Source organism: Asticcacaulis endophyticus (assembly GCF_014652575.1).
Taxonomy (GTDB): Bacteria; Pseudomonadota; Alphaproteobacteria; order Caulobacterales; family Caulobacteraceae; genus Asticcacaulis; species Asticcacaulis endophyticus.
The window spans coordinates 1,506,322-1,518,235 of the sequence record NZ_BMZB01000001.1; the positions used below are offsets into that span (position 1 = coordinate 1,506,322).

Genomic DNA, 11,914 nt, shown 5'->3' on the forward strand with positions numbered 1-11,914 from the left:
GGCCGTGCCGTGGAGGCAGCAGCGGCTGTATTTATCGGGTGAGGCCCGTTCCGGCGTTCACCCCTCCTGTTTATGAAGATGAAGCAGGTTTAAGTTTCCGCCGCCGGATTAAATATTTTTTGTTGGCTTATTCGGCACTGCCGATGACGATGCGCTCATCATCAATCGTAACCGGCGCGTTCAACGCGACATTAACGGCTCTGGCAAAGGTGTCGGGCTGATCGGCACGGAACCAGCCGACCAGTTTTTCATCGTTCAGGGCCGGATCAGCGATGACGATCTTGCGGCTGTTGTAGCGGTTAAACTCGGCGGCGGCGCGGCTGAGGCTGTCATTATCAAGGGCGATCTGCCCGTCGCGCCACGCCAGCTTGCGGTCGATGACATCGGGGGCAAACTCGGCGCGCAGCGGTTCAGGTACGGGCTGAGGCGCATAGGGCACAAACACCTTATCCCCGGCTTTGATGCGCACGGGTGTCTCCGGCGCGTGCGTGTTCCAGACCTCGACCACGCCTTCGCTGACCATAACTTCGGCACCGGCCTCGAAGCGGCGCACACCAAAAGCCGTACCCACCGCGCGGGCGCGGACCGTATCGGCGGCGACGACAAACGGCCGCTCAGGGTCTTTGGCGACCTGAAACCAGACTTCGCCCTTGACCAGTTTTATGTCGCGCCGTGTTGGCGTCAGGGCGATGTCGAGCGCGCTGTCGGTGTTGACGCTGGCGACGCTCCTGTCTTTCAGTGGCACCTTGCGCAGTTCGCCGACCTGGGTCTCCAGTCGTGCGCGTCCTGACCATAACGGCAGCATCAGGGCGGCCCCGGTGGCGGTGGCGGCCAGCAATCCGCCGGTCTTCAGCAGATGGCGGCGGGTCGGTGAGGCGGGACGAGGGGCGATTTGCGGCAGGGGCTCCGGTTCAAAAAGGGGGGACGGGATATCCTCCGCACGCACGCCAGCACCCATGACGCGGGCGCGATTAAGCATGGCGAAGGCCGCTTCGGCCCGGAAAAAGGCCCCCTGATGGCGGGTGTCCTCGGCCAGCCAGCGATCAAGCACAGCCTGCCGGTCCGCGTCCCAGTGACCGGAGGCGCGGGCGGCGACGAACATGGATGCCTGATCATCAATGGCGGGCATAACCTGCATGTTCCGGCTTTGTCGTTGGGGCGTTAGCGGCGGCGGGGGCATCAGCATCCCCTTGAGCGACCTGCTTTAGGATCAGGCTTAAGCCGCGGGCGGTTTCTTTTTCCACGATGTTTTCGCTCACCCCCAGACGGGCGGCGGTTTGTGCCTGAGACAGGCCGTGGACCTTACGCAGTTCAAACACGGCGCGGCAACGATCGGGCAGGCCGTCGATAAAGGCCATGACGCGCGACAACTCCCGCCGCGCCGAGACGGCCTGTTCCGGTGAGGGGGAGGGATCGGCCCGGCCCAGTTCATCGATATTTTGAACGGTGGTGATCGACACGACGCGGTTTTTCCTGACCTGTTCCAGTATCAGATTGCGGGCCATCCGGTAAAGATAGGCGCGCGGCTCTGTGATGTGGGCAAAGCTTACTTGGCGCAACAGGCGGTAATATACCTCCTGCACCAGATCATCACGCTCAGAGGCCGTAAGGCCCGCGCGTGACAACCACTGCCGCAGTCCGGCCTCATGCGGCAGGATGTGCGTCCCGATGAAGGCGAGGCGTTCGTCGTGGGGGCTCATAACCGGCCTCCGCGAACCACGTCTCTACGGTATAAAATGCACGAGCGCGCGGTTTCCGCCGCATCGGGTGAATTTTTTTTACAACTATGGCGTTGGCTGGTCACGATAAGGCTCCCTCTTTCCTTCGTCTGGGCGCGAAGGTTTTGAGGACACTATGCATGAGCCGAAAAATTTGGCCAGTTAATTGTATGATAAAATGAGTGTGGTCAGTTCAGTGTGATTATTTTGCCAATAGCCTAGGCCGTAAACTCATAAATTTCACGGCATTGGTGTGAGGCTGCCTGTGCGGATACCAGGAGAAAAATTGCTGGAAATGCCTACATTTTCAAAATTTTACGACGCCGTAGTCCGTGCAGGCGGGCCACATCCTTCGGACGGCGAAAGGGCGTTATCCTGCGCCGGAAATCGACTTGAACAGGGGATGGCCCTGATCTACGTCGATTTCCTAGCATTATTTAGCCCTTTCAGCCGCCAATACCATGAAATTTATGAGTTTACGGCCTAATGACGCCCGCCTTATCCGGCACCGTAATTTCCGAGGCGGGTGCGTCTTTTAACGTTTCCGGCGTCGTCGCCACCCCGGCAATCAGGCGGGTCCCCGGCCGCAACCAGCTTTTGTAGACAAAATCACCGCCCTGCTTCGTCATGGGTACCGCCAGTCCGCCGGTGAAATCCCCGCTCAGGTACAGGTGCGTCTGGCCCTCATCCCTGACGCGGAACGTCATTTCCACCGGATAGACATAAGCGGCCTTGGGCCAGTCGAGCGCGGGCAGGGCCTTGCCGTCGAAATCAAAGAAGGTGGCGTTTTCCCAGTTCGAGCCGCTGCCCCAGCGGGTCTTGCACTTGGTCGATACCCACGCCGGTTCCCAATAGACGACGCCGACCCCGCCATTATCGAGCGTCAACTGCATCAGATCGTGCAGGTAGCGGGCCTGCCCTTCCGGAGAGAAACCGTAAGCCGAAAAGGTCGAATCCGCGCCCATCAGATTGACGTTGCCATCCAGATGCTTGTCGGTGAACGGGTAGGCGGTTTCGACCACCACAATATCCTTATCGGGATAGGTATGGCGCACGCGGTTGATGACGGCCCCCAGCCCCGCCATGTCCATCTTCGACCATTTTTTGTAGTAGCTGATGCCGATCAGGTCGTAGCCGGTGATACCCGCCCTGGTGGCGTTCAGGAACCAGCTTTCGACGTTTTCCGGTTGGGCGATATGCAGCATGATGCGCGGGGTCGTGCCGGTTTTTGCACCGGCATCCCTGACCGCCTTGATGCCAGCCTTAAACAGGCGGGCGTTGCGGTCCCAGTTGATCGGCTTCTTGGCCTGACCTTCTTTCCAGCTCAGGTCGCCCATCATCTCGCCATTGGTTTCATTGCCGACCTGCACCTGATCCGGCATCAGCCCTTCGGCGTGCAAGGTCATCAGGGTGTCGTAGGTGAATCTATACAGCGCCTCAGCCTGCTCGTCCGTGCTCAGCGTGGCCCAGGCCGCGGGCACCAACTGCTTCTCGCCGTCGGCCCAATCGTCGGAATAGTGAAAATCGAGCAGCACCGGCAAACCGGCGGCCTTGGCGCGCCTCATGGCTTTGGTGACATCGGCCAGATTGGAATAGGGCGTCCACTTCGGGTCGTTCCATAGCCGCAATCTCACCAGATTGGCGCCGGACGATTTGAAGATGCCATATACGTCTTCGGGCGTGCCGGTTCGGCTATAGGTCGCGCCGCAGTCTTCCATCTCATTGACATAGGACAGGTCGCTGCCGAAATAATAGTCGCGGGCAAGGGCTGACTGCCCGGTCAGCAGGCTTAAGGACAGGGCGGTGGCGGCAATCGTGTTTAAGCGCATCACAGGAACTCCGAACGGTTTCCTTATATGACGAAGCTGGCTGACTTTTCCGCCAAAGCTTGGTAAAGCGCCCGCATGAATTTGCAAAAGCCCCCGCGTCATACCTTTGCCGTTGCCCCGCTCATGGACTGGACGGACCGGCATTGCCGTGCCTTTCACCGCGCCCTGACCAAGGAGGCGCTGCTCTATACCGAGATGGTGACCTCGCGCGCGATCATCCATGGTGACCGGGAAAAACTGCTGGGTTATTCACCGGTTGAGCATCCGGTGGCCCTGCAGATCGGCGGGTCTGATCCGGCAGAACTGGCGGCGTGTGCGAAGATCGCGCAGGACTGGGGCTATGATGAGGTCAACCTCAACTGCGGCTGCCCGTCCGAGCGGGTGCAGTCAGGATCATTCGGCGCCTGCCTGATGCGCGAACCGCAACTTGTCGCCGACTGTATGCAGGCCATGGCGGAGGCTGTGACCCTGCCCGTGACCGTCAAATGCCGCATCGGCGTCGATGATCAGGACGAGGAAGCCGCCCTGTTTGCACTGGTCGAATCTTGCGCTGCGGCCGGGGTGAATACCTTCATCGTCCATGCGCGCAAAGCGTGGTTAAAAGGTCTGTCGCCCAAGGAAAACCGCGATATTCCGCCGCTCAACTATTCCCTGGTCTATGCCCTGAAACGCGCCCACCCGCAGCTAAACATCATCATCAATGGCGGTATCACGTCTTTTGAGGCGATCGATGAGCACCTGATGCACGTTGATGGCGTCATGCTGGGCCGCACCGCCTATCAGGAACCGGCCTTTCTGGGGCAAGTCGATCGGCGTTTGTTTGGCGCGGCCGGCGATGTCGGGCCGTTTGAAGCGCTTGAGGCCTACCGGCCCTATATGCAGGCGCAACTGGAGGCGGGCGTCAGCCTGCCCGCCATGACGCGCCACATGCTGGGGATCATGCACGGCCTGTCCGGCGCGCGCGCGTATCGGCGGATTATGACGGTGGAATCTATTCGCGACGGTGCAGGCATTGAGGTGCTCGATATGGCCATCGCCGCCGTCCACGACGCCATGTCCGCCGCCGAAGCCCGCCGTGAAGCCTATACCGCCGGAGCCGCTCAATAAGCAGGGCAGGGGCGCGGCCCCTGCACCCGGAAGTTGGCTAATCGAACATCCTTCTAAGGTCGGGTCTAAATTTAAATCTAGATGGAGTGTAAATCAGGCTTCGAGCTATCGGCTGCGTGGGGTCACGGGATAAAGGCACGCGAAAAATTAGATGCCTAAGCGCAACAATAGCGGTTGATTGGTCAATGCTTATCCTAAATGGATCGCTCCAATAGCTTTTACCCTCGTCGTTAAATGTTGGCCTCGGCTCGCCTGCCAGTATCATTTGGCAATTCAACGGAACACTTTTGAAAAAATCGTTGGGATGAAAAAACTGACTTCGGGAAATTTGGCCCGCAAAGGAAAGTGTAATTTGATACCCGAATTGCCTAAAAAGAGCGAGGTATCCCGCGCAATATAAAGATACCTGATGTTGGGTGCTAATTGTCGCATTGACCAACTTTAAGGTGATTAGATCTCTAAGGTGCGAATCGTAATGTTTGCCTTTCCAACTGTTGCATCCGTGACCTGGGATGCGCTGGCCCTTAATCAATAAAGGCTTCTGGCAAAGCAAGGTCAGGCCACTACGTTCATTTTTTGAAACGGCCTGACGAGCATCGGCGGGGTCAAGGGCTAATGCTTGCTTTGGAATGATATGTTCAACCGATAAATCGTCAAAACAGACAGGTCTGCAACATGTAGGGCATAGTATAGTATCTTTGTCCTCAAACGATGGAACTAAAGAAATTAAATCGCTTCTCATTTTATGCCAAAGAATTTGCTTCTGTGCAGGTAAATCAATGAGGCTCATGGTTTTGGTTTCTATACATGTTTCGTTTCGGAATTTTTCTTTAAGTTGAAGTGATTTTTTAAGAAAAGCAAATCGAGCATATTTATTTAAAGGCGATAATTTCAGAGATATTTTAAGTTCTGCACAGAGTGGAAAATTTAAACATTACAGCGCTCTCCTCCTCCCTATCGCAGATGGGGAGGTGGCAGACCGCCTTGGGCGGGATGAGGGAGGGGGATTGCGCCGTCCTCAATGCCTGAGCGGCCTTTGGGGCGTAACGCCTCAAAAGTCGGTGCGTTGGTAATGCCTCAGCCATCCCCCTCCGTCTCGTCGCTAACGCGCCGATCCACCTCCCCATTGCTGCGCAACAGGGAGGAGAAGGGGCTATCCCCCTGCCTTGCGCAATGCCGCCACCTCGACCTCCAGTTCCGCAATGCGGTTGCGCAGAGGGGCGGTCGCGGCCTCGATCTCTGAGGCGGTGAAGCGGGGCGTGATATGCTGCGGGCAATTCCAGTCAAAGGCCTCCAGCCTCAGCACAATCCCGCGTTCGGCCACCCCGCGATAGCCCGGCGTGGCCAGTTTGGCGGCAAGCTCTGGCTCGACCTTAAGATCATGAACCGACGCATGGGCCAGCACCTTAAGACGGGCCTGATGCGGATAGTCCATAAGAAACAGCGACACGCGGTCGTCCACGCTGACATTGCCCAGGCTGATATATTGGCGATTGCCGCGAAAATCCGCAAACCCAAGGTGGGTGTCATCCAGCACCTTTAAAAAGCCCGCTGGCCCGCCGCGATGCTGAACATACGGCCATCCGTTCTCAGACACGCTGGCCATATAGAAGCTGTCGCGCTGGGCGATGAACGCGGCCTCTGCTGGCGTAAAGCGGTCCGAGGGCCGGTCATGGGGGCGTTCCCACAGGGCTGCCGCCCCGTTGGCACCTTGCGCGGCCTTGACCGCAGGCGTGATCAGGCGATCCAGATAATCGTAACCCACGCAGGCCTCCTTAAACTTGGCGTCTTTTGTGAATGAGATGGCGCCTTTGGTGGATGTGTCTTGCGCCAGATTGGGCGACATTGTGGGCCTCACAAAGGAAAACACAATGTCCAAGACATCAAAACCCACCAAAACCGCCGTCGTGACCGGAGCTTCTTCCGGCATGGGCCATGCCATCGCCCTGCAACTGATCAAAGATGGCTACCGCGTCTATGTCGCGGCCCGAAGCGTCGATAAGATGGCCGATCTGGTGGCCAAAGGCGCCATTGCCATCAAGATGGATATCTCCGTACCCGCAGATATCGACGCGGCCGCGCAGGCGATTTTAAGCCAGGCAGGAACCGTCGATGTGCTCGTCAACAATGCAGGCTACGGCCTGTTCGGGGCGATGGAAGATATCGGCATCGACGAAGCGCGTTATCAGTTCGAGGTCAATGTTTTCGGCCCCGCGCGACTGACCCAGCTTTTGCTGCCTGCCATGCGCGCGAAACGCGCGGGTACGATTATCAACATCACCTCAATGGGTGGCAAGATATACACCTTGTTGGGGAGCTGGTATCATGCGACCAAACACGCCCTTGAGGGCTGGTCAGATTGTTTGAGGCTGGAACTGGAGCCTTTGGGTATCCGGGTGGTGGTGATTGAGCCTGGGATTATAGACACCGGTTTCGGGGATGTGGTCGTGGACGGCATCCTCAAGCGATCGGGGGATGGCGCTTATGCCGAGGTGACGCAGCGCGTCGCCAAGGTGACCCGCCAAAGCTATAAGCCGGGCACGGGCACGAAACCGGAGGTGATCGCCCGCGTTATATCGAAGGCCATAAAGGCCCGCAGACCTAAAACCCGATATGCTGCCGGCCGGTATGCCAAGATGATGATCAGCGTTAGAAAATGGTTTGGTGATCGCGCCTTTGACAGCCTTATACTGAGCCAGATGAAGTAAATTCTGCATTTTAGAGATAGAAAGGGACGCAAAGGCCTTATGACCAGCCACATTCCCGCCGACCGTTGCAAGCTGCCCCCCGCCTTCTGGCGGGCTCTGGACAGGTGCGGACTGCCGCCAGTGGCGGTTCTGCGTCAGGCGCGGCTGCCCGCCACTGTGCTGGGCGGGACGCAGGTCGTCAGTACCGGCCAGTATTTCGCCGTATGGCGTGCGCTGGAGACCTTAAGCAGTGAGCCAGCGTTCGGGATCAGGCTGGTGCAGATGTCGGACCCAGAAGGCTATCCCCCGGCCTTTCTGGCCGCCTATTTTGCGCGTGATTACCGCGATGCCCTGATGAGAACGGCGCGATTTAAGCGTCTGTGCACGCCGGAAGAGCTTTATATAACGGAAACGGAACATGAGGTCACGCTGACCACAAAGTGGCTTTTTGCCGTTGAGCCGGAACCCGCGGTCTCTACCGATGTGGCGTTCGCCCTGCTGTTATCCATTGGCCGTCACGGCACCGGACAAAACCTGACGCCTGTGCGGGTAGAACTGATGCGGCCAAAGCCACAAGGCGGCGCGCATCAGGCCTTTTTTGGCTGTCCAGTGCATTTTGGTGCCGCTCGCAATGCGCTGATCCTCAAGCCCGGTGACCTTGAGCGCCCGTTCCCCGGCCACAATCCCGAACTGCTTGAGATGCTGACGCCTGCCCTGTCTGCCGCCCTTGGGGAACTGGACGCGAGTGACGCCATCGGGGATCAGGTGAAGGCCGTTCTTAAGGGAAAGCTGGCCAGCGGGCGCCCCGAATTAGCGGAGGTCGCAAGGGACCTTGGTTTGAGCGAGCGGACACTGCAGCGCCGGATCACCGAGGCAGAGACGAGTTTTCGCAGCTTGCTCAATGATGCCCGTCGCGAATGGGGCTGTCAGCTTCTGCGTGATGGCACGTCAGGTATTGACGAAATCGCCTATCTGCTGGGCTATCAGGATACCCGTTCATTCTGTCGTGCGTTCCGCGAGTGGGAAGGCCTGCCGCCAAACCAATGGCGAAAGGTGAATAGCGATCAACCGTCTTTAGCCGACGCGGAGACGGCGCATCTGGATGAGGTTGTCAGCGGGTCTAAGGCTTTAAGATAAGCGCCGTGCGGGTGGCTTCAAAGCCCGACAGGCGGCCAAGATAGCTCATGCCCAGCAGGGACGTGCTCAGGCCCTCGCGGATGACTATGGCCTCGACATCGCGCACTTCGGTCTGGCCGATGTGCACAGAGCGCAGCTTGACGACCGCCGCTTCGGTCTTGCCCATCGCCGTGGTCACCAGCCGGTCATATTTCAGTTCATCGGCATCGACCCCTAAACGCAGGGCATCGGACGGGGTGAGGGCGACGATGGTGGCCCCGGTATCGACCAGAAACTTCACGGAGGCGTCGTTGACGCGGGCTTCGGCCCAGTAATGGCCGTCCTGAGACTTGGGGATCGAGGTCACTGAACCCGCGTTGGCGGGCAAAACCGGAATGGTCATGGCGACCGTGGTCAGGCTTTGGGCTTCGCTCTTAACCGTCTGGGCGGACAGGGTGTCGTCCAGCGCCATAACCGTGTGGCCAGTAAACAAGGCGCAGGCGACGGCGCACGTAAGTATAACAGCCGACTTCAACATAGGATTTAATCCCAACCAACCATCTATGGCGGCGCTTTTTACGCCTTAAGGACCAGTCTAACCCAAGATGGTTTTTATAGAGTGAATCGGTGGGTGGGATTTTTTGGGTGTGTGATTTGCGATTTTTTTGTTTTTGATTCATGAAATTATATAATTAAATCAATATGATATTATTTTTTACAGAAAATATATGATCAGGGTTCGGATTAATTATTGCGTTTGGTAAATTCTGTGTCACCATATGTCAGTGACGCGACGACGACTGAGAGGGTGAAAACCCCTGCGAGCCGCGACGCGTCTCTTTGTCCATTTGTATTGTTTGTTGGAAAAGGAGACGCAAATTGAAGGACAACGACAAAAACATGCAACACGCCCTGAATTCATTCGCATTTCTGGGCGGCATCCTGGTCAATAACCGGCCAAAATCATCCGGCGCAGGCAGTCGTCCCCAGGACTATAAACCGACAGGTAAGAAGTAGTCTCTGAGTTGACTTAAATAAAGCGCTGCGCTCAAGGAACGAAGTGTTAGCGCAAACTAAAAAAAGCCTCTGCGTTGTTCACGCAGAGGCTTTCTCTTTTATTATGGATTAGGCTTAGTTAGAGGCGAGCTTCACGCCAGCCTTGCCCGAAGCGTCAGCCAGGTTAGGCGACAGCTTGCGCAGCTTGATTTCCGAAACGGCGCCACCGGCAACCTTGGCCGAGCCTTCGACCCAGTACAGGCCATCGGCGCCGAGGAAGTTATACTTATAGTCAACGATGGTGGTGCCGGCGCGGACTTCGCAGGTGTTGAGGGTCACCATCTGCTTGCCGGTGACAGGAACGGCCTTGGAGACTTCGGTTTTCGCGGCGGCGGCTACGGCCTTACCGGCGACGCCTTCCTGAGCTTCATCGCACTCGGCGAAGGCTTGGGCCGACAGGGCGCTGACAGCAAAGGCGGTGGCGATGAAAAGGGACTTGCGCATGTAAAGATCACTCATTCTGAATGGGTACGGAGAATGCCAATATATAAGAGCACAGTTAAAGCGACGTAAAAGAATGCGATCAAAATAACAAAAAAACGGAGAAGTGAGTACTTCTCCGTTCTCTTTGCGTTACATGGTGTAACTATAGTCGTGATAGTTAAGTATTTATAGTTAAGCCGCGGTTAATTCACTCAAGAAGCGGCGAATGTTCTCGCTCATCGCTTGGGTGCGGTCGGTCAACTGACGGGCAGCGCCGAGCATCTCAGTCGAGGCCTTTTCCGTATCCGCGGCTGAGGCCGACAATTGCTCGACCGAAGACGAGGCGGTCGTGGTGCCGTCGGAGGCTTCGTTGACGTTGCGGGCGATCTCATTGGTGGCGTCGCCTTGCTGATGGACCGAGTCAGCGATCGAGGCGGCGATCTCGTTCATGTGCTTGATGGTCTCGCCGATGCCGCGGATGGCGTTGACGCCGTTCTGGGCAGCACCTTGAATGTCCTTGATGCGATCGCGGATTTCATCGGTGGCCTTGGCGGTTTGCTGGGCGAGGGACTTCACTTCGGAGGCCACAACCGCAAAGCCCTTACCGGCTTCACCGGCGCGGGCCGATTCGATGGTGGCGTTAAGCGCCAGCAGGTTGGTCTGTTGAGCGATGGCGTTGATCAGGTCAACGACTTCGCCAATCTGGTCAGCGGCGCGGCTCAATTCGGCCATGCTGGCGTTGGTGCGGTCAGCTTCCGACACGGCCTCAGCGGCGATTTCCACCGAGCGGACGGCCTGGTCACCGATAACGCCGATCGAGGCGGACAGCTCAGTCGTAGCCGAGGCGACGTTCTGGACGTTATCCGCCGAGTTGCGGATCGAATAGACGGCCGATTGCGAGCGGCGCTCATTTTCCTGAGCGATGGTCAGCAAAGTGCGGCCGTTGGCGTCGAGGTCAGAAGCGGCGGAACCCAGCGCATCGAGCATGTCCTGAGCTTCATGGCGGAAGCGCTCAGCCAGTTCCGACATCTGACGGGCGCGCTCTTCGCGGGTCTTGGCGGTGGCGGCTTCGATGGCCATCAGGCGTTCTTTTTCTTCGGCGTTCGATTTGAACACGTTCAGGCTTTCGACCACCGACTTCAGTTCGTCGCGGCGAGCCAGGGCGCTGATGTCGACGTTTAGATGGCCGTTGGCCAGTTCTTCGGTCGTCTTGGCGATGCGGTTGATGCCAGCGACTGTGGTGCGGGAGAACAGATAGGCGATGGTGCAGGACGCGGCGGCCATGATCACGGCGAAGATGGTCAGAAGGCCGATGGCCGAATTCTGGGTCTGTTGGGCCTTGGTGCCGTCAGCCTTGGCCGAGGCAACGCTTGCCTTGATCAGTTGGTCGCTGAGGTCCGACATCTTGGCGTAACCGGCATCGAACTGCTCAAGGAAGCCGACGACCGAGGCGAAGTCCACTTCCATGACCTGACCGGCGAAATCCACGGCCTCTTTATAGGTCTTCACTTCTTTGGATAGTTCGCCGAGCAGTTTTTTCTGGTTCAGGTCGGTGACGGAGGCGTCGACCTGCTTGATGTGCGCTTCGATCTTGCCAATGTCGGCAACGACTTCGGCGGACTTGGCGGCAGAGTTGGTGCCTACGCCGGCGGCTTGGGCGGTCAGGATGCGGAAGAACTCACCGTTGGCTTCGCGGATCTCAGCTTTGATCTCGCCCATCTCAACAGCTTGCGGCAGGCTTTTGTTGTTGATGGCGTCAATGGCCTTGCTCTGCTGGTTCATGGTGTAGATCGCACCACCGGCCAGAGCGGCGATCAGCGCGGTCGCCACGGCGGCCGGCGCCATGAACTTGAGCGTGAACGACCAGTTGGAGATATTAATGCCGCCGCCCTTGGTGCGGATCTTGGTTGGCTTCGTCATGAGTGGCCCCTTAATGCCTGCCGGGGTTCCCCCGGTTCAGTCCAGATTCATAAAGAAA

General features: G+C 57.7%; 12 protein-coding genes. 4 read left to right on the forward strand and 8 right to left on the reverse strand.

Annotated elements, in window-relative coordinates; all coding sequences use genetic code 11:
• Nucleotides 1-127: 127 nt before the first annotated feature.
• From IE102_RS06730 to IE102_RS06740, 3 genes are all read right to left on the reverse strand, one after another.
• Nucleotides 128-1,129 carry a FecR family protein gene (locus IE102_RS06730; protein WP_189485632.1) on the reverse strand — a complete coding sequence of 334 codons (1,002 nt, stop codon included), beginning with the start codon at nt 1,127-1,129 and terminating at the stop codon, nt 128-130.
• Nucleotides 1,116-1,700 carry an RNA polymerase sigma factor gene (locus IE102_RS06735; RefSeq protein ID WP_189485633.1) on the reverse strand — a complete coding sequence of 195 codons (585 nt, stop codon included), beginning with the start codon at nt 1,698-1,700 and terminating at the stop codon, nt 1,116-1,118. Before IE102_RS06735 ends, IE102_RS06730 begins: the two co-directional genes overlap by 14 nt.
• Before the next feature lie 494 nt (nt 1,701-2,194).
• Nucleotides 2,195-3,547: a glycosyl hydrolase 53 family protein gene (locus IE102_RS06740; RefSeq protein ID WP_189485634.1), complete on the reverse strand. Its 1,353-nt coding sequence runs from the start codon at nt 3,545-3,547 to the stop codon at nt 2,195-2,197.
• Nucleotides 3,548-3,622: 75 nt separating this feature from the next.
• Here IE102_RS06740 and dusA point away from each other — a divergent pair, with 75 nt between their 5' ends.
• Nucleotides 3,623-4,654: a tRNA dihydrouridine(20/20a) synthase DusA gene (gene dusA, locus IE102_RS06745; protein ID WP_189485635.1), complete on the forward strand. Its 1,032-nt coding sequence runs from the start codon at nt 3,623-3,625 to the stop codon at nt 4,652-4,654.
• 37 nt (nt 4,655-4,691) lie between these two features.
• Here dusA and IE102_RS06750 read toward each other — a convergent pair whose 3' ends face one another.
• Complete coding sequence (locus IE102_RS06750) at nt 4,692-5,444, reverse strand: hypothetical protein (protein ID WP_189485636.1); 753 nt, start codon at nt 5,442-5,444, stop codon at nt 4,692-4,694.
• A 363-nt stretch (nt 5,445-5,807) separates the two neighbouring features.
• Nucleotides 5,808-6,500, reverse strand: coding sequence for a pyridoxamine 5'-phosphate oxidase family protein (locus tag IE102_RS06755; RefSeq protein WP_229807593.1), 693 nt, complete (start codon nt 6,498-6,500; stop codon nt 5,808-5,810).
• Nucleotides 6,501-6,525: 25 nt separating this feature from the next.
• On the opposite strand from IE102_RS06755, the gene IE102_RS06760 reads away from it, so the two are divergent.
• Both IE102_RS06760 and IE102_RS06765 read left to right on the forward strand, forming a co-directional pair.
• Nucleotides 6,526-7,362: an oxidoreductase gene (locus IE102_RS06760; protein ID WP_189485637.1), complete on the forward strand. Its 837-nt coding sequence runs from the start codon at nt 6,526-6,528 to the stop codon at nt 7,360-7,362.
• A 39-nt stretch (nt 7,363-7,401) separates the two neighbouring features.
• Entirely contained in the window at nt 7,402-8,478 is a 1,077-nt protein-coding gene (locus IE102_RS06765; protein ID WP_189485638.1) for an AraC family transcriptional regulator, read from the forward strand.
• On the opposite strand, the gene IE102_RS06770 is transcribed toward IE102_RS06765, so the two are convergent.
• Complete coding sequence (locus IE102_RS06770; protein ID WP_189485639.1) at nt 8,462-8,995, reverse strand: TIGR02281 family clan AA aspartic protease; 534 nt, start codon at nt 8,993-8,995, stop codon at nt 8,462-8,464. The two genes, IE102_RS06765 and IE102_RS06770, sit on opposite strands and share 17 nt — an antisense overlap.
• Before the next feature lie 341 nt (nt 8,996-9,336).
• On the opposite strand from IE102_RS06770, the gene IE102_RS06775 reads away from it, so the two are divergent.
• Nucleotides 9,337-9,474: a hypothetical protein gene (locus tag IE102_RS06775; protein ID WP_189485640.1), complete on the forward strand. Its 138-nt coding sequence runs from the start codon at nt 9,337-9,339 to the stop codon at nt 9,472-9,474.
• Between the two features lie 114 nt (nt 9,475-9,588).
• On the opposite strand, the gene IE102_RS06780 is transcribed toward IE102_RS06775, so the two are convergent.
• Together IE102_RS06780 and IE102_RS06785 are read right to left on the reverse strand one after the other, a co-directional pair.
• On the reverse strand, nt 9,589-9,957 hold the full coding sequence (locus IE102_RS06780; protein WP_189485641.1) for a hypothetical protein: 369 nt from the start codon (nt 9,955-9,957) through the stop codon (nt 9,589-9,591).
• A 171-nt stretch (nt 9,958-10,128) separates the two neighbouring features.
• Nucleotides 10,129-11,856: a methyl-accepting chemotaxis protein gene (locus tag IE102_RS06785; RefSeq protein ID WP_189485642.1), complete on the reverse strand. Its 1,728-nt coding sequence runs from the start codon at nt 11,854-11,856 to the stop codon at nt 10,129-10,131.
• Between the last annotated feature and the right edge of the window lie 58 nt (nt 11,857-11,914).

Excerpts from the sequence above, each read along its gene's own strand:
- IE102_RS06730 (WP_189485632.1), bottom strand. The coding sequence starts at position 1,129 with ATGCCCGCCATTGATGATCAGGCATCCATGTTCGTCGCCGCCCGCGCC.
- IE102_RS06735 (WP_189485633.1), bottom strand. The coding sequence starts at position 1,700 with ATGAGCCCCCACGACGAACGCCTCGCCTTCATCGGGACGCACATCCTG.
- IE102_RS06740 (WP_189485634.1), bottom strand. The coding sequence starts at position 3,547 with ATGCGCTTAAACACGATTGCCGCCACCGCCCTGTCCTTAAGCCTGCTG.
- dusA (WP_189485635.1), top strand. The coding sequence starts at position 3,623 with ATGAATTTGCAAAAGCCCCCGCGTCATACCTTTGCCGTTGCCCCGCTC.
- IE102_RS06750 (WP_189485636.1), bottom strand. The coding sequence starts at position 5,444 with ATGAGCCTCATTGATTTACCTGCACAGAAGCAAATTCTTTGGCATAAA.
- IE102_RS06755 (WP_229807593.1), bottom strand. The coding sequence starts at position 6,500 with ATGTCGCCCAATCTGGCGCAAGACACATCCACCAAAGGCGCCATCTCA.
- IE102_RS06760 (WP_189485637.1), top strand. The coding sequence starts at position 6,526 with ATGTCCAAGACATCAAAACCCACCAAAACCGCCGTCGTGACCGGAGCT.
- IE102_RS06765 (WP_189485638.1), top strand. The coding sequence starts at position 7,402 with ATGACCAGCCACATTCCCGCCGACCGTTGCAAGCTGCCCCCCGCCTTC.
- IE102_RS06770 (WP_189485639.1), bottom strand. The coding sequence starts at position 8,995 with ATGTTGAAGTCGGCTGTTATACTTACGTGCGCCGTCGCCTGCGCCTTG.
- IE102_RS06780 (WP_189485641.1), bottom strand. The coding sequence starts at position 9,957 with ATGCGCAAGTCCCTTTTCATCGCCACCGCCTTTGCTGTCAGCGCCCTG.
- IE102_RS06785 (WP_189485642.1), bottom strand. The coding sequence starts at position 11,856 with ATGACGAAGCCAACCAAGATCCGCACCAAGGGCGGCGGCATTAATATC.